The sequence below is a fragment of the Alkalilimnicola sp. S0819 genome (assembly GCF_009295635.1).
GTDB lineage: Bacteria > Pseudomonadota > Gammaproteobacteria > Nitrococcales > WHIW01 > S0819.
The window spans coordinates 233,499-250,644 of record NZ_WHIW01000004.1; the positions used below are offsets into that span (position 1 = coordinate 233,499).

Annotated in this window: 12 protein-coding genes and 1 pseudogene; 6 read left to right on the forward strand and 7 right to left on the reverse strand. The window is 68.3% G+C overall.

Annotated features, from left to right (window positions below; all coding sequences use genetic code 11):
- Nucleotides 1-159 precede the first annotated feature (159 nt).
- The 6 genes from greB to GBG68_RS05480 are packed head-to-tail and all read right to left on the reverse strand — an operon-like array spanning nucleotide 160 to nucleotide 6,074.
- Nucleotides 160-675, reverse strand: coding sequence for a transcription elongation factor GreB (gene greB / locus GBG68_RS05455; RefSeq protein ID WP_152145914.1), 516 nt, complete (start codon nucleotides 673-675; stop codon nucleotides 160-162).
- 4 nt (nucleotides 676-679) lie between these two features.
- Entirely contained in the window at nucleotides 680-2,359 is a 1,680-nt protein-coding gene (ggt, locus tag GBG68_RS05460) for a gamma-glutamyltransferase (RefSeq protein ID WP_152145915.1), read from the reverse strand.
- Between the two features lie 4 nt (nucleotides 2,360-2,363).
- The gene (gene coaD, locus GBG68_RS05465; protein WP_152145916.1) at nucleotides 2,364-2,858 is read right to left on the reverse strand and encodes a pantetheine-phosphate adenylyltransferase; all 495 of its coding nucleotides are present in this window, start codon (nucleotides 2,856-2,858) and stop codon (nucleotides 2,364-2,366) included.
- Nucleotides 2,855-3,436, reverse strand: coding sequence for a 16S rRNA (guanine(966)-N(2))-methyltransferase RsmD (gene rsmD, locus GBG68_RS05470; RefSeq protein WP_152145917.1), 582 nt, complete (start codon nucleotides 3,434-3,436; stop codon nucleotides 2,855-2,857). The genes coaD and rsmD overlap by 4 nt, the downstream gene beginning before the upstream one ends.
- Entirely contained in the window at nucleotides 3,433-4,740 is a 1,308-nt protein-coding gene (locus GBG68_RS05475; protein ID WP_152145918.1) for a M16 family metallopeptidase, read from the reverse strand. The genes rsmD and GBG68_RS05475 overlap by 4 nt, the downstream gene beginning before the upstream one ends.
- A complete protein-coding gene (locus GBG68_RS05480) occupies nucleotides 4,737-6,074 on the reverse strand; it encodes a M16 family metallopeptidase (protein WP_152145919.1) in 1,338 nt (445 codons plus the stop codon). The genes GBG68_RS05475 and GBG68_RS05480 overlap by 4 nt, the downstream gene beginning before the upstream one ends.
- Before the next feature lie 78 nt (nucleotides 6,075-6,152).
- On the opposite strand from GBG68_RS05480, the gene ftsY reads away from it, so the two are divergent.
- From ftsY to GBG68_RS05510, 6 genes and pseudogenes are all read left to right on the forward strand, one after another.
- Nucleotides 6,153-7,292 carry a signal recognition particle-docking protein FtsY gene (ftsY, locus tag GBG68_RS05485; protein WP_152145920.1) on the forward strand — a complete coding sequence of 380 codons (1,140 nt, stop codon included), beginning with the start codon at nucleotides 6,153-6,155 and terminating at the stop codon, nucleotides 7,290-7,292.
- A 9-nt stretch (nucleotides 7,293-7,301) separates the two neighbouring features.
- Entirely contained in the window at nucleotides 7,302-7,976 is a 675-nt protein-coding gene (gene ftsE, locus GBG68_RS05490) for a cell division ATP-binding protein FtsE (RefSeq protein WP_152145921.1), read from the forward strand.
- Nucleotides 7,976-8,917 (forward strand): permease-like cell division protein FtsX, encoded by a 942-nt coding sequence (gene ftsX / locus GBG68_RS05495; protein WP_152145922.1) that lies wholly within the window; start codon nucleotides 7,976-7,978, stop codon nucleotides 8,915-8,917. Before ftsE ends, ftsX begins: the two co-directional genes overlap by 1 nt.
- Before the next feature lie 90 nt (nucleotides 8,918-9,007).
- Nucleotides 9,008-9,937: an RNA polymerase sigma factor RpoH gene (gene rpoH / locus GBG68_RS05500; RefSeq protein ID WP_152145923.1), complete on the forward strand. Its 930-nt coding sequence runs from the start codon at nucleotides 9,008-9,010 to the stop codon at nucleotides 9,935-9,937.
- A 102-nt stretch (nucleotides 9,938-10,039) separates the two neighbouring features.
- Nucleotides 10,040-13,435: pseudogene (locus GBG68_RS14320) on the forward strand (7TM diverse intracellular signaling domain-containing protein); the annotation flags it as partial.
- Nucleotides 13,436-13,476: 41 nt separating this feature from the next.
- Nucleotides 13,477-16,161, forward strand: a complete 2,685-nt coding sequence (locus tag GBG68_RS05510; protein WP_264297978.1) for a response regulator — start codon at nucleotides 13,477-13,479, stop codon at nucleotides 16,159-16,161.
- Between the two features lie 322 nt (nucleotides 16,162-16,483).
- On the opposite strand, the gene ribA is transcribed toward GBG68_RS05510, so the two are convergent.
- Nucleotides 16,484-17,137: a GTP cyclohydrolase II gene (gene ribA / locus GBG68_RS05515; RefSeq protein WP_152145926.1), complete on the reverse strand. Its 654-nt coding sequence runs from the start codon at nucleotides 17,135-17,137 to the stop codon at nucleotides 16,484-16,486.
- Nucleotides 17,138-17,146: the final 9 nt, after the last annotated feature.

Consider the following 17,146-nt stretch of genomic DNA (forward strand, 5'->3'; position numbering starts at 1 on the left):
CCTGCGGTGGTTACCGGCGATAGTACGCTTCGCGGGGCGTATCTTGCTCTGTTCGCTGGGCGTGGCGGACCGCTGTTCTTGTTACCCCTACAAACATATCAGCACTCCGGGGCTTGCGCACGTTTTGTGATGGGCTCGGCAAAGGCCCATGGGAACTGATCAGTCTCCCGCGTACGGACCCTGATAGCTGATGGCGCTGATCAGGTACTCGCGGGGGCCGGCCGGGGTGTCCAGATGGAAGGTTTCATCCAGCGCCTTGCCGAGCACCGCCCGGCCCATGGGCGAGTCCATGCTGATCCAGCCTCGTGCCGGGTCGAACTCATCCGGGCCCACCACCCGTAAGCTCAGCTCCTCGCCCTGCTCGTCCTCCAGCCGGAACCAGGCGCCGAAGTAGATGCGGGAAGTATCGTCCGGCGGGCGGTCCACCACCGTGATGCCGTCCAGGCGCTTGCGCAGGAAACGCACCCGACGATCGATCTCGCGCAGCTGCTTTTTGCCGTAGATGTACTCGGCGTTCTCGGAACGATCGCCCTGGGCCGCGGCCTCGGAGACGGCGCGGGTGACTTCCGGGCGTTTGTGCCGCCAGAGATAGTCCAGTTCCTCGCGCAGGCGCCGGTGGCCCTCCGGCGTGATGTAGGGCGAGCTGGGCGCTTGGGGTGGACGGTAGCGGCCCATGGGCTCAGCGGCTCGGCGCCGGCGCGAAGACCTGGGCCTGCCCCACGCCCCGGGGGTCGGCGGCGGCCTTGAGACCGTCGCCGTCGCGCCGTACCGCCTGCATGTCGCCATAGCGCCGCTGCCGCGCCTTCAGCGCGTGGCCCATGGCGCGCAGTTGATCCCGCACGGCTTCGGGCAGGGCGCCGGGCTCGAACTGGATATGATCCGGCAGGTACTGGTGGTGGTAGCGCGGCAGGCTCACCCAGCGGGTCGGTTCCTCGCCGTCGGCGAAGCTCAACGCGCCCAGCAACACCATGGTGATGATGCGGCTGCCACCCGGCGTGCCCAGCACGGCGACACGCTCACCGTCGACCAGGAAAGTGGGCGTCATGCTGGAAAGCGGCCGCTTGCCCGGGGCGATGGTGTTCGGCGCCGTGCCCACCAGCCCGTAGGCATTGGCCTTGCCCACGGCGGCGGCGAAGTCGTCCATCTCGTTGTTCAGCAGAATGCCGGTGCCCGGTGCCATGAAGCCGCTGCCGAAGGGATAGTTGATGGACAGGGTGGCGGCCACCCGGTTGCCGTCGGCGTCGATGATGGAAAAGTGGGTGGTGTCTTCGCCGCCCGGGCGCTGCGGGTTGACCGGGGCGAGCAGCTCGCTGGGCGTGGCGCGCCGCGGGTGTATGCCTTGGGCCAGGCCCGCCGCGTAATCCTTGCTCAGCAAACGGGCCAGCGGCATGGCCACATGGTCCGGGTCGCCCAGATACTCGGCCCGGTCGCGGTAGGCGCGGCGCATGGCCTCGACGATGAGGTGAATGCGCTGGGTGGGCTCCAGGGTGCTCAGGTCATAATGCTCGAGGATGTTGAGCATGCCGATCAGCCCCACGCCCCCCGCCGAGGGTGGTGGCGCGCTGATCACCTCGATGCCGTGATAGCGCCCGCGCACCGGTTCGCGCTCCACCACCCGGTATTCCCGCAGATCTTGCAGGCGCCAGATGCCGCCGGCGGCTCGCACCTCCGCGACCAGATCGCGGGCAATGGGGCCGCGATAGAAGCCGTCGTGGCCCTGCGCCGCGAGCCGCTCCAGAGTTTGGGCCAGCTCCGGCTGACGCAGGCGCCAGCCGGGCGCGGGGAGCGCCCCCTGGTCCAGCAGCAGGCGGCGGGCTTCCTCGTTGAGGGCATCACGGCGCCAGTGGAGCATTTGCAGAAAATGCGCGTCCACCGGAAAGCCCGCGCGGGCAAGGTGTATGGCGGGGCGCAGGCTGCGCGCCAGAGGCAGGCGGCCATAGTGTTCCGCCAGGTGCGCCAGAGCCGCCGGTGTGCCGGGAATCGCCGCGGCCAGCGGGCCGTGGAGGGAAGCCTTGGGAAGGACTTGGCCTTCGGCATCTTGGTAGAGCGCTGCATGTGCCGCCAGCGGGGCACGTTCGCGGCCGTCGAGCATCACATCGCGGCCGTCTTTCGCCCGGTGCAGCAACCAGAAGCCCCCGCCGCCCAGCCCCGAGCCGTAGGGTTCCACCACGGCCAGCGTGGCGCTTACGGCGACCGCGGCATCGAACGCATTGCCACCGGCTTCCAGGATCTCGCGCCCGGCGGAGGTGGCCAGCGGATGGGCGCTGGCGATGGCAGCCTGCGGACCGCGCTCGGCGAGCGCCGGGTCGGCAAGAAAGAGCAGCAGCAGGAGCAGCAGGCGGGCCGGGCGCATCGCCATGGGCTCACGCGCCCTGCTTGTAGCGTTCGTGAAGGGCCGCGGCCACATCCGGGTGGACGAACTTCTCGATGTCCCCGCCCAGGACCGCGACTTCCTTTACCAGGCTGGAGGAGATGTACGCATATTGCTCGGAGGGGGTGAGGAAGATGGTTTCCACGTTCTCGATGAGCTGGCGGTTCATGCTGGCCAGCTGGAATTCGTACTCGAAGTCGGACACTGCCCGCAGGCCGCGCATGATGACCTGGGCGCCGCAGTTCTCCACGAAGCGCGCCAGCAGTGTGTCGAAGCTGCGCACTTCCACGTTGGGGACGTGAGCCAGCACCCGCTGCGCCAGTTCCAGGCGCTGTTCGGTGCTGAAAGCCGGGCGCTTGCTGGGGCTGGGGTAGGCGGCCACGCCGATGATCAGCCGGTCGAACAGCCGCGAGGCCCGCTCCACCAGGTCGCTGTGACCGCGGGTGATGGGGTCGAAGGTGCCGGGATAGACCGCGGTGACGCTCATGTTGTTTCCTGTTCGCTGTGTTCCCGCGCCGCCAGGTAATAGGCCACCTCGCCGGCGCGTTTTTCCCGCAGCAAATGCCATGAGGCCGGCAGGGGCGGCAGCGGGCGTTTTGCGGGCTGTTCCAGATAGATGCGCGCGTCGGCGCTCAGCCAGCCGCCCTCTTCCAGGCGCTGACAACACGGGGCGATGATATCGGAGTCGAAGGGCGGATCAAGGAAGACCAGGTGGAAGGGGCGTGCAGGCCCCCGCAGAAAACCCAGGGCGTCGGCCTGCACGAGCTGGGCCCGGTCGGCGCCCAGCCGGGCGATGTTTTCCCGCAGCAGCGTGGCGGCGCGACGATCTCGCTCCACCAGCACCGCTTCCGAGGCTCCCCGGGAGAGGGCCTCCAGCCCCAGCGCGCCGCTGCCAGCGAACAGGTCCAGGCAACGGGCGGCGGGCAGGAGGGGTTGCAGCCAGTTGAACAGGGTCTCGCGAATCCGGTCCCCGGTGGGGCGCAGCCCCACCGTGGCGGGGAAATCGAGCTTTCGGCCGCGCCAGTGGCCGCCGATGATCCGCAGGCTCTGTTTGCCGCCGCTCATGGGGTTTTCGCCGCCTCGGGGCCTACCAGCACCCGGGTCATGCGCGCCGGGTCCAGATGGCGACGAAAGGCCTCGCGGATCTCCTCGGCGCTCACCGCTCGCACCCGGCTCACATAACGCTCCAGATAATCGAGCGGCAGGCCGTAGAAGCCGATCACCGACAGATACCCCACCAGATCGTTGTTGCTGTCGAGCTGCAGCGGAAAGCCGCCGGCGAGATTGGCGATGGCCATATCCAGCTGTTGCTGGCTGGGGCCCTCGTCACGCAGCGAGCGCAGGGAATCGTGGAGTACGCCCAGCGCCTCGTCCGCGCGGTCGGCGCGCACCTGGGTGCTCATCAGGAAGGGGCCGGGGCGCTCCATGAAGCTGAATCGGCTGGCGCTGCTGTAGGAAAGCCCACGCTCCTCGCGCAGCTCCCGGGCGAGCACCGAGTTCAGGCCGCTGCCGCCGAGGATGTGGTTGCCCACCAGCAGCGGGAAGTAGTCGGGGCTGTCGCGGCTCGCCGCCGGTTGGCCGAGGAGGATGTGGGTCTGACTGGCATCGAAGGGGATGTGCACCGCCTGCGTCTCGGCCGGCGGCACCTCGGGCAGGGCGGGCGGCGCTTCGCCGGCGGGGAGCTCATCGAGCAGGCGCCCCACCAGATGCTCGGCCTGGCTGCGGGTCAGATCGCCCACCAGGGCGACCGTGGCATTGGCGGCCACATAGTGGCGGCGGTAGAACTCGCGCAGGTCCTCCTCGTCCAGCGCGCGCAGGCTCTCGGCCGTGCCCGCCGGGGGCGTGGCGTAGGGGTGGTCGCCGTAAAGTGCCTTATAGAAGGCCTTCTCCGCGAGGGCGGCGGGTGATTGCTGCTGGCTGCGCAGGTACACCAGCATGCGCCGGCGCTCCCGCGCCAGCGCGTGGGCGGGAAAGTCCGGCTGGGTGAGGATCAGCTCCAGCGTATCCAGTGCCGGCGCCAGGGCCTCCGCCCGGCTCAGGCTGCGCAGATGCAACCAGGCCATGTCCCGGGCACTGCCGATGTTCAGGCGCGCCCCAACCTGTTCCAGTGCCTGCGCCAGTTCGTCGGCGGAGCGCCCGCCCGCGCCCTGGTCCAGCAGGCTGTTGGTCAGCGCGGCCAGCCCCGGCTGCTCGCCGTCACGGGCGGCGCCGGCGCGGAAGGTGAGCCGCAGATCGACGATGGGCAGGGTGTCGGCGGCGATGAAATACACGTCGGCTCCCTGGGCGCTGCGCCAGTGTTGCACGGGCGGCGTGGCCAGGGCGGGCAGGGTGGCGAGCAGGCCGAGCAACAGCAGGGTCAGGCGCATCATTCGCTCTCCTCGGCGGGCAGCAGGCGGGCGACGGTGAGCCGCTCATCGCGCAGGAAGCGGCGGGCCGCCTCGCGGACCTGCTCGGCGGTGACCGCCCGGACCCGCTGCTCGTAACGGTCCAGTTCCTCCCAGCCGATGCCGGTGGTCTCCAGCACGCCGAGCTGCATGGCCTGATAGAACACGGAATCGAGTTGGAAAAGCGTGTCGGCGATCAGCTGGTTTCGGGCCCGCTCCAGGGTGGATTCGTCCACCAGCTCGTTGCGCAGGCGGGTGATTTCCTCGTCCAGCGCCTGCTCCAGCGCGTCCAGCGTGGCGTCGCCCGCCGGACGGGCGCTGAACAGGAACAGGCTGTCGAGCCGACTGGCAGCGGCGTAGCTTGCAGCGGCTGACGCGGCGATCTCGCGGCCACGCACCAGGCCGGCCTGCAGCCGGGCGGCGGAACCGCCGTCGAGGATGCCGGCCAGTACCTCCAGGGCGTAGGCATCCTCGGGGCGCTCGGCGGTGGCCAGCGAAGGCACGTTGTAGCCGAGCAGGATCTGCGGCACTTCGGCGTTGGGCAGGCGCAGGGTGTAGCGGCGCAGGCCGGGTGCCGTCAGGCGCGGCGGGTCACGGGGGGTGTCGCTGTCCCGCGCGGGCACGGCGCCAAAATGCTTCTGCGCCAGGGCATGCACCACGGCGGGTTCCACATCGCCGGCCACCACCACGGTGGCATTGCCGGGGCTGTACCAGCGCTGGTACCAGCGCTGCAGGTCCGTCAACCGCAGCTGCTGCAGGTCCTCCATCCAGCCGATCACCGGGATGCGGTAGGGGCTGACCGGTTCAGCCTGGAACATGAAGCGTTCGATGAACAGGCTCCGGGGGCGGTCTTCCACCCGCAGGCGGCGCTCTTCGCGCACCACCTCCAGCTCCTTGGTGAATTGGGCTTCGCGCAATTGCAGCCGGTGCATGCGTTCGGCCTCCAGGCGAAAGGCCGTGTCCAGGCGGTCGGCGGCCAGTTGCTGGTAGTAGGCGGTGTAGTCGCGGCTGGTAAAGGCGTTGTCCCGGCCGCCCTCGGCGGCGATCAGCCGGGAAAACTCGCCGGGCTCCAGGTTCTCGGTGCCCTGGAACATCATGTGTTCGAGCACGTGAGAGACGCCGCTGATGCCCCGGTGTTCATAGCTGGAGCCCACCCGGTACCAGACCATGGAGACCGCCACCGGGGCGCGGTGATCCTCGCGCACCAGCAGGCGCAGGCCGTTGTCCAGGGTGTATTCGTGTACCGGGGGCGGGGCGGCGAGAGCGCCGCCGCTGACCAGGGCCAGCATCAGGCCCAGGGAGGCGAATATCGTGCGCATGCTGTCTCTGCCTGGGTTTCGAGGAGTGTTAGGATAGCCGACACTTTCCCCGACCGTTAAGGATGATCATCCGCCACCATGTGGGGTTTCAGGAAAAAGGACAAGACCGGGTCCAAGAAGCCGGTCGAACCGCAGACGCCTGCCGCTGCCGAGGCCCTGGATGAGTCGAGCGCCTCGCCGGCTCCGGAGTCGGCGCCCGAGCGACCGTCCGCCGTACCGGCGCCCGCCGCGCCGGCCGAGGCCGGCGAGCGGGCCGCGCCCGATACGCAGGACGAGTCCGCCGAGCCCCGGCGCCGCCCGGGCCTGTTCGCCCGTCTGAAGGCGGGGCTCAGCCGTACCGGCAGTGGTCTCACCGAGGGGCTGTCGTCGCTGTTCCTCGGCAAGAAGGTCATCGACGATGAGTTGCTGGAGGAGCTGGAAACGCGCTTGTTGATGGCCGACGTGGGGGTGGAAGCCACCCAGCGCATCATCGATGGCGTCACCGAGCGGCTGAAGCGCAAGGAACTCAACGATGTGGAGGCGCTGCTCGCGGGCCTGCAGGCCGATATGCGCGCCATACTCGCACCCTGCGCCCGGCCGCTGGTGCTGGATGAACGTCACCAGCCCTTCGTCATTCTCATGGTGGGGGTCAACGGCGCCGGCAAGACCACCACCATCGGCAAGCTGGCCAAGCGCTTCCAGGGCGAGGGTCGCGCGGTAATGCTGGCCGCGGGGGACACCTTCCGCGCCGCGGCGGTGGAGCAGCTCCAGGTCTGGGGCGAGCGCAGTGGCATACCCGTGGTGGCGCAGCACACCGGCGCCGATTCGGCCTCCGTGTGCTTCGACGCGCTGCAGGCGGCGCGGGCGCGGCAGATGGACGTGCTTATCGCCGACACCGCGGGGCGGCTGCATACCCAGAGCAACCTCATGGACGAGCTGGCCAAGGTCAAGCGGGTGCTGGGCAAGCAGGACGCCACGGCCCCCCACGAGACCCTGCTGGTGCTGGATGCCAGCAACGGTCAGAACGCCCTGGCCCAGGCCCGGCAGTTCCACCAGGCGGTGGGCGTGGACGGGGTGGTGCTCACCAAGCTGGACGGCACCGCCAAGGGCGGCGTGATCTTCGCCATCGCCGAGCAGCTGGGCCTGCCGGTGCGCTTCATCGGCGTGGGCGAGGGGGCGGAGGATCTGCGCCCCTTCGATGCCGACGAGTTCGTGCGCGCCCTGTTGGGCCGGGACTGAGCGGCGGCCGTGATCCAGTTCGATGGGGTCAGCAAGCGCTATCCGGGCGGCCACGAGGCGCTTTTGGATGTCAGTCTGCGCATACAGCAGGGCGAGATGGTGTTCGTGACCGGTCATTCCGGTGCCGGCAAGAGCAGCCTGCTGCGGCTGATCCCGTTGCTGGAGCGCCCCAGCCGGGGCCACATCATGGTGGCGCGCATCAATCTCTCCCGGCTCGCCCCCCGGCGCATTCCGCGATTACGCCGGCGCATCGGCATGATCTTTCAGGATCACCGCCTGCTTCACGATCGCAGTATCTTCGATAATGTCGCGCTTCCTCTGGTGATCGCCGGTGTGCCCCATCGGGAGATGGGCCGGCGTGTACGTGCCGCCCTGGACAAGGTGGGCTTGCTGCATCGCGAGCGCGCGCTGCCGATGACCCTCTCGGGCGGTGAGCAGCAGCGAGTGGGCATCGCCCGGGCGGTGGTGAGCCGCCCGCCGATCCTGCTCGCCGACGAGCCCACCGGTAACCTGGACCCGGAGCTCTCGGCGGAGATCATGGGCCTGTTCGAGGCCTTCAACCGGGTCGGAGTGACCACCGTGATCGCCAGCCACGACATCGCCCTGATCGAGCGCCTGGGGCACCGGCGCGTCACCCTGGAGCAGGGGCGGGTAGTGAACGATCAGCCCCGCAGGTGTGCCTGATGGCAGTGGGCGGGCGCTTGCAGCGGTTGCTCGAGGTGTGGCTGCTCCAGCACCTGCAGGCGCTGGTGGGGGCGCTGGGGCGGCTGTGGCGCACCCCCGTGGCCGCCGCCATGACCGCCGGGGTGATCGGTATCAGCCTGGCGCTGCCCGCCGGTTTCATGCTGCTGCTGGGCAACCTGGAGCGAAGCCTGGGGGGCTGGGAAGGCGGCGTGCGAATTTCGGTGTTCCTGGAGCAGGGGACCGGCGCCGAGAGCTATCGCCGGGTGCACGAATCGCTGCGGGGCCTGGAGCTGGTGGAGGAAGCCCGCCTGATCACCCCGGAGCAGGCGCGGGCGGAGTTCGAACAACTCAGTGGTTTCAGCGAGGCGCTGGCTCTGCTGGAAGAGAACCCGCTGCCCCCGGTGGTGGAGCTCAAACCGGTGGCCGGGGCGCAAGCGCGGCAACTTGATGGGCTGTTGCAACGGCTGGAGGCGCGCCCCGAGGTGGCCAGCGCCCGCATGGACCGGGAATGGCTGCAGCGCCTGCAGGCCATGATGGCTCTTGCCGAGCGGGGCGTGCAGGTGGTCGCGCTGTTGCTGGCGCTGGCGGTGCTGCTGGTGGTGGGCAATACCATACGGCTGGCCATCGAGAACCGGCGCGACGAGATCATCATTCAGAAGCTCATCGGTGCCTCCAACGGTTTCGTGCGCCGCCCCTTTCTCTACGAGGGGCTGTGGTACGGCTTGCTGGGCAGTCTTCTGGCCTGGCTGCTGGTGCAGCTCGGGCGCTGGGCGCTGGCCGGGCCAGCCGAGCGCCTCGCCGGGCTGTACCAGCGGGGAATATCACTCCAGGGGCTGGATTTCTCCCAAAGCCTGCTACTCTTGTTGGCAGGTGTGCTGCTCGGTTTGCTGGGCTCCTGGATCGCGGTGGGCAGACACCTCTCGGCAATCGAACCGCACTGAGCCCGGCAATGGCTGGCAGGCACGCCGGCCCGGGCGCCCCCGGGGCGCCGCAATATCCCGTAGACATGGAGTCATTAGGGGGAATCACGGATGACTACCGCTCAAAGCCTTTTCGGCAATACCGCCCGTTCCCGTTCCACGCAGCCGCGCAGCAAGCTGGGTGTGCGGCCCCGCGCCAGCGTGCGCATTCCGCTGCAGGCCGGCAGCGAGGACGCCTACATCAAGGCCGTCAATCGTATCCAGATGCTCGACGCCGAGCAGGAGCGCCAACTGGCGGTGCGCTACCGCGACCTGGATGACGAGGGTGCCGCCCGCCAACTGGTTATGTCCCATCTTCGCTTCGTGGTGCACATCGCCCGCAGTTACAAGGGCTACGGCCTGCCGTTGGCCGACCTGATCCAGGAGGGCAACATCGGCCTGATGAAGGCGGTCAAGCGCTTCGACCCGGAAGTACGGGTGCGCCTGGTATCCTTCGCCGTGCACTGGATCCGCGCGGAGATCCACGAATTCATTCTGCGCAACTGGCGTATCGTCAAGGTGGCCACCACCAAGGCCCAGCGCAAGCTGTTCTTCAATCTGCGCGGCTCCAAGAAACGTCTGGGCTGGCTGAACCACGCCGAGGTCCAGAAAGTGGCCGCCGACCTGGGTGTCAAACCGGAAACGGTGCTGGAGATGGAAAGCCGGCTCAGCGGCCAGGACGTGGGCTTCGATGCCCGCCCCGATGATGACGAGGACAGCATTATCCGTTCTCCGGCCGCGTATCTGCAGGACGGTCGCGACGATCCGGCTACCGAGGTGGAGGCCATGGACTGGCGTGGCCACCTCTCGGGTGCGCTGTCCCAGGCGCTGTTGGGGCTGGATCCGCGCAGTCGGGATATCGTGCACCGGCGTTGGCTGGGCGAGCACAAGTCCACCTTGCAAGAGTTGGCCGACCAGTACGAGGTCTCCGCCGAGCGCATCCGCCAGTTGGAGAAGAACGCCATGAAGAAGCTGCGCAACGCCATGTTGTTGAATAGCTGAAGGCCCCCGGGAGCCGCTCACAGGGTCGGCCCGCGGGTCGGCCCTGTTGCCAAGCGCCGCGCGAGCCAACACAATCGGCCTGAATCCCGACGGACAGGCCTCATGCCGAACAGCAATGCCGCACGGTCGATTGGCCTCGATGCCGTATTGAACGCTTTTTTCGGGTGCTTCCTTCTGTGGCTCCTGCTGGCTCCCCGGGCCGTGGGGGCCGAGGTGCTGGATGTGGCGTCCCTGGAGCCCAGGCACCGCCTCGGCGAGGAAGTGCGCTGGCTCCATGACCCGCAAGCCGTTTACGGTGCGGGCCGCCTTCCCGGTGGCGATCTCCCCGCCTGGCGGCCGGTCACCCAGGATGTGGCCAATTTCGGCTATTCCGAGGACGCCTACTGGTTCCGCCTGAGTCTGCGCAACAGCGGCGACGAAGCCGTGGCGCGACTGCTGGAAGTGGCCTATCCCCTGCTGGACCAGGTGGATCTGTATTGGCGCGGCGCGCAGGGCAAGTGGCGCGTTTGGCAGACCGGTGATACCCGGCCATTCGATATCCGTCCGGTACGGCACCGCCATTTCGTGTTTCCGCTGAACATCCCGCCGGGCGAGAGCCTGGAGCTGCGCCTTCGCGTACAGAGCAGCAGCTCCACCCAGGTGCCCTTGGTGCTGTGGGAGCCCGATGCCTTCTACGTCCACGCCCAGCGTGATAATGCGGTGGTTGCGCTGTACGCCGGCATCATGCTGGCGATGATGCTCTACAACCTGTTCATCTACATCGGCACCCGCATCCGCGCCTATCTGTATTACGTGGTCTTCATCGGCGCATCGGGCCTATTGATGACCGAATTGCGGGGCTTCACCTATCAGTTTCTCTGGCCCGAGGCGATCTGGTGGCAGCAGCACGGTATCGCGGTTGTATTGTCGGCGTTGTCGGCGGTGGGCGCCCTGTTCGCCGCGGAGTTCCTGCGCCTGCGCCGACATGCGCCCTGGATGGACAGGGCACTGCGTGTACAGGCGACGCTGGGCTTTCTGGGTGCGGTGGCCGCCCTGTTTTTCGACTACGCCATCGCAGTGCGCCTGGGCGTCGTCCTGGTCATACTCTGGGCACCCTTGCTGTTGCTGGCCGGCTTGATCGCCTTGTTGCGCGGCGAGCGTGCGGCCCGATACTACCTGTTGGCCTGGGTGACCTTCCTGGCGGCCGCGTTCTTCACTGCCATCTACCAGTTCGGCGTCATTCCTCGCGCCTTCGTCGGCGAGTACTCCCTGCTCATCGGCTCCGCGCTGGAGGCGCTGCTGCTCTCCTTTGCCCTGGGCGACCGGTTGAATCAGCTTCGCGAGGCCAAGGACACCGCCCAGCGCGAAGCCCTGCGGAACCTGGGCCGTTATCAGACGCTCTATGAGCGGGCCCGCTACGGCATTTTCACCACCAGCCTGGATGGGCGCATCATCGGCGGCAATCCGGCTTTCGTGGAAATGTTGGGTTACGACAGCCTCCCCCGGATGCAGCGGGAGGTGGCGGACCTGGAGCGTGATCTGTACCTGCAGCCCGAGGATCGCCGGCGTATGCTCGCCGAACTCGATCAGCGGGGGCAGGTGCATGCCTTCGAGACGCGCATGCGCCGACGCGACGGCACACCGGTCTGGGTCGCCATCTCGGCCCATCGCCTGGGGCAGGGTGAGGACGGCCACATCGAAGGCTCGCTGCTCGATATCACCGAGCGCAAGCAACGTGAAGCGGCCGAACGGGCGCGGGCCCTGGCCGAGAAGGAGAAGGAAGCCGCCAAGGCCGCCGCCCAGGCGAAGAGCAGTTTCCTCTCCAATATGAGCCACGAGATCCGCACCCCGCTCACCGCCGTGATCGGGTATGGCGAGTACCTGTTGGAGCCGGCGCTGGATCCGGCGCGGCGCGAGCAGTTCGCCCGCACCATCGTGCGCAGCGGCAAGCATCTGCTCGCCTTGCTCAACGACGTGCTGGATCTGTCCAAGATCGAGGCCGAGCGACTGCGTGTGGAATGCCTGCCCGTGAGCCTGTTCAGGCAGATGGCCGATGTGCAGTCGGTATTCGAGGTTCGAGCCCGGGAACGGGGTCTGGGTTTCCGCCTGGTTTACCACTGGCCCCTGCCCGAGACCATCAGCACCGACCCTACCCGGCTGCGCCAGATTCTCTACAATCTTTGCGGCAACGCCATGAAGTTCACCGAGCGTGGTGGCGTGACCCTGGAAGTGCGCTGCCAGCCGGAGACGAACCGCCTGAGCATCGCCGTGGTGGATACCGGCATCGGCATTCCCGCGTACAAGCAGCGGCAGATCTTCCAGGCCTTTACCCAGGCTGATGTGTCCACCACCCGCCGTCATGGTGGCACGGGGCTGGGCTTGACCATCTCCCGCCAACTGGCCGAGCGCATGGGCGGCGAGCTGCGCTGCAGCAGCGAGCCGGGCTTGGGCAGCCGCTTCGAGCTCGAGCTGCCCACCGGGGATCTCGAAGGAGTGCGCCTGGTGCATGACGTGCCGCACACGCCGCGCGCGGAGCTGGCCGACGAGCAGGCCGTCAGGGTGCCGCAGTTGCGCGGCAGCATTCTCCATGCCGAAGATAACCCGGACAGCCGTGAGCTGGTCGCCATGATGGTGCGGCGCACCGGCGCCGAGATCGTCTGCGTGGCCGATGGCGCCGAGGCCGTGGCCCGTGCCTGGGAGCGCCCCTATGATCTGGTGCTGATGGACGTGCAGATGCCGGTGCTGGACGGCTTCGGCGCACTGGCCGAGTTGCGTGCCCAGGGTTTTGGCGCGCCGGTGGTGGCGTTGACCGCCAATGTCATGGCCGAGGACCGGGTCCGCTATCACCAGGCGGGCTTCATCGCCTGTGAACCCAAGCCGATCCGCCGCGAGAGCTTCTATCGATTGCTGGCGCGGCATCTGCCGGCCGCTACAGCGGCGGGCGCGGCACTGCGCGGCCGGGTGCTGCTCGCCGAGGACAACCCGGACAACCAGGCCCTGATCCGCTGGCAGCTGGAGACGCTCGGTGCGGAGGTGCTGGTCGCGAGCGATGGCGAGCAGGCTCTGGCCCTGGCCGAGAGCGGCGAGATCGAGCTGGTGCTCCTGGATCTGGACATGCCGGTACTCGATGGCGCGACCGCCGCCCGCCGCCTGCACGCCCGCCAACCCGAATTACCCGTGTATCTGCTCACCGCCACCGACGCCGCGGAAGCCCGCCGTGTCGCCGCCGAGTGCGGTTGCCTCGGCAGCCTCGGCAAGCCCCTGGATGCGCAGGCACTGCGCGAGGTGCTGGCCCGGCATCTGCGCGCCGAGGCCTGCGCGCCGCCGTCGGAACCACCGACGCCCCCCGCCCAGGACTACGATGATCTTTCCGATCTGATTCAGCGTTTCGTGGATGGGCTGCCGGAGACGCTGCGCGCCATGGATTCCGCGCGGGCCGCGCGGGATTGGGCCGCGCTGCGCAGCCTGGCGCATCAGTTGAAGGGCGCGGGCGGCAGTTTCGGGCATCCCGAGCTCAGCCGTCTGGCCGCATCGCGGTTGTATTGTCGGCGTTGTCGGCGGTGGGCGCCCTGTTCGCCGCGGAGTTCCTGCGCCTGCGCCGACATGCGCCCTGGATGGACAGGGCACTGCGTGTACAGGCGACGCTGGGCTTTCTGGGTGCGGTGGCCGCCCTGTTTTTCGACTACGCCATCGCAGTGCGCCTGGGCGTCGTCCTGGTCATACTCTGGGCACCCTTGCTGTTGCTGGCCGGCTTGATCGCCTTGTTGCGCGGCGAGCGTGCGGCCCGATACTACCTGTTGGCCTGGGTGACCTTCCTGGCGGCCGCGTTCTTCACTGCCATCTACCAGTTCGGCGTCATTCCTCGCGCCTTCGTCGGCGAGTACTCCCTGCTCATCGGCTCCGCGCTGGAGGCGCTGCTGCTCTCCTTTGCCCTGGGCGACCGGTTGAATCAGCTTCGCGAGGCCAAGGACACCGCCCAGCGCGAAGCCCTGCGGAACCTGGGCCGTTATCAGACGCTCTATGAGCGGGCCCGCTACGGCATTTTCACCACCAGCCTGGATGGGCGCATCATCGGCGGCAATCCGGCTTTCGTGGAAATGTTGGGTTACGACAGCCTCCCCCGGATGCAGCGGGAGGTGGCGGACCTGGAGCGTGATCTGTACCTGCAGCCCGAGGATCGCCGGCGTATGCTCGCCGAACTCGATCAGCGGGGGCAGGTGCATGCCTTCGAGACGCGCATGCGCCGACGCGACGGCACACCGGTCTGGGTCGCCATCTCGGCCCATCGCCTGGGGCAGGGTGAGGACGGCCACATCGAAGGCTCGCTGCTCGATATCACCGAGCGCAAGCAACGTGAAGCGGCCGAACGGGCGCGGGCCCTGGCCGAGAAGGAGAAGGAAGCCGCCAAGGCCGCCGCCCAGGCGAAGAGCAGTTTCCTCTCCAATATGAGCCACGAGATCCGCACCCCGCTCACCGCCGTGATCGGGTATGGCGAGTACCTGTTGGAGCCGGCGCTGGATCCGGCGCGGCGCGAGCAGTTCGCCCGCACCATCGTGCGCAGCGGCAAGCATCTGCTCGCCTTGCTCAACGACGTGCTGGATCTGTCCAAGATCGAGGCCGAGCGACTGCGTGTGGAATGCCTGCCCGTGAGCCTGTTCAGGCAGATGGCCGATGTGCAGTCGGTATTCGAGGTTCGAGCCCGGGAACGGGGTCTGGGTTTCCGCCTGGTTTACCACTGGCCCCTGCCCGAGACCATCAGCACCGACCCTACCCGGCTGCGCCAGATTCTCTACAATCTTTGCGGCAACGCCATGAAGTTCACCGAGCGTGGTGGCGTGACCCTGGAAGTGCGCTGCCAGCCGGAGACGAACCGCCTGAGCATCGCCGTGGTGGATACCGGCATCGGCATTCCCGCGTACAAGCAGCGGCAGATCTTCCAGGCCTTTACCCAGGCTGATGTGTCCACCACCCGCCGTCATGGTGGCACGGGGCTGGGCTTGACCATCTCCCGCCAACTGGCCGAGCGCATGGGCGGCGAGCTGCGCTGCAGCAGCGAGCCGGGCTTGGGCAGCCGCTTCGAGCTCGAGCTGCCCACCGGGGATCTCGAAGGAGTGCGCCTGGTGCATGACGTGCCGCACACGCCGCGCGCGGAGCTGGCCGACGAGCAGGCCGTCAGGGTGCCGCAGTTGCGCGGCAGCATTCTCCATGCCGAAGATAACCCGGACAGCCGTGAGCTGGTCGCCATGATGGTGCGGCGCACCGGCGCCGAGATCGTCTGCGTGGCCGATGGCGCCGAGGCCGTGGCCCGTGCCTGGGAGCGCCCCTATGATCTGGTGCTGATGGACGTGCAGATGCCGGTGCTGGACGGCTTCGGCGCACTGGCCGAGTTGCGTGCCCAGGGTTTTGGCGCGCCGGTGGTGGCGTTGACCGCCAATGTCATGGCCGAGGACCGGGTCCGCTATCACCAGGCGGGCTTCATCGCCTGTGAACCCAAGCCGATCCGCCGCGAGAGCTTCTATCGATTGCTGGCGCGGCATCTGCCGGCCGCTACAGCGGCGGGCGCGGCACTGCGCGGCCGGGTGCTGCTCGCCGGGGACAACCCGGACAACCAGGCCCTGATCCGCTGGCAGCTGGAGACGCTCGGTGCGGAGGTGCTGGTCGCGAGCGATGGCGAGCAGGCTCTGGCCCTGGCCGAGAGCGGCGAGATCGAGCTGGTGCTCCTGGATCTGGACATGCCGGTACTCGATGGCGCGACCGCCGCCCGCCGCCTGCACGCCCGCCAACCCGAATTACCCGTGTATCTGCTCACCGCCACCGACGCCGCGGAAGCCCGCCGTGTCGCCGCCGAGTGCGGTTGCCTCGGCAGCCTCGGCAAGCCCCTGGATGCGCAGGCACTGCGCGAGGTGCTGGCCCGGCATCTGCGCGCCGAGGCCTGCGCGCCGCCGTCGGAACCACCGACGCCCCCCGCCCAGGACTACGATGATCTTTCCGATCTGATTCAGCGTTTCGTGGATGGGCTGCCGGAGACGCTGCGCGCCATGGATTCCGCGCGGGCCGCGCGGGATTGGGCCGCGCTGCGCAGCCTGGCGCATCAGTTGAAGGGCGCGGGCGGCAGTTTCGGGCATCCCGAGCTCAGCCGTCTGGCCGCCGGACTGGGCAAGGCGGTGAAGGCCGGCGATCCCTCGGCGGTGGACCAACAGTTGGCGGCGCTGCGCGAGGCGGTGGCGCGTGCCGGCAAGGGCTGAGGGAAGCAGACGGGCAGAGGGCGCGGCAACGGAGCAGCCGCGCACGGGAAAATGCGACGATGTGCTCGGCATCACCCGCCGCTCGGTGGGCTTTCATCAGGGGGTGGGGCGCGGCGCCGTGCTCTTCAGGGGCGATATGCGCGCCATGCGCATACGCTTTCCCGGCGGCCGTCCCTCGCCCCTTTTCCCGGGCGAATCGTGAGGGGCACGAGCCCTTGGTGTGGCAGTCAGCGCCCGAGGAGATGGCTCAGGGGAGGTGAGCAGTGCTTCTCCCCAGTGTTCGGTTGCCGTGGGTCGCCGGCCACCGGCGCCGGGAAATCCCTCAAGCCTGCTCCGGGTCGTCCAGGGCGAGGCTATGGCCCAGCCGCTGCTGTTTGGTGCGCAGATACTCGCGGTTTTCGGGGTTGGGCGCTATGCGCAGCGGAATGCGCGCGTCGATGCGCAGACCCAGCGACTCCAGTTCGGCGAACTTGAGCGGGTTGTTGGAGATCAGCCGCAGGCTCTCCACGCCCAGATCGCGCAGGATGGTGACGCCGGCATCGTAGCTGCGCGCATCCACCGCCAGGCCCAGCGCCTCGTTGGCCTGCACCGTGTCATAGCCCCGGTCCTGCAGCGCATAGGCGCGCAACTTGGCGCTCAGACCGATGCCCCGGCCCTCGTGGCCGCGCAGGTAGACCAGCACACCCCGGCCCTCCTCGGTCATCATCGCCAGCGCCCGGTCCAGTTGCTCGCCACAGTCACAGCGCAGCGAACCGAAGACATCGCCGGTCAGGCATTCGGAGTGCAGCCGAACCAGCACTCCCTCCTGCCCGCGCACCTCGCCCCGCACCAGCACCATGTGCTCCGTCTGATCCGTGCGGTTGCGGTAGATGTGCGCGGTGAACTCGCCATGCCGGGTAGGCAGGCGGGCGGTGGCCACATGGGTCACGTCGCCGGGCGCGCCGGTTCCTGGGGTGTCGTCCTGATCGCTGCTCATACTGAATGT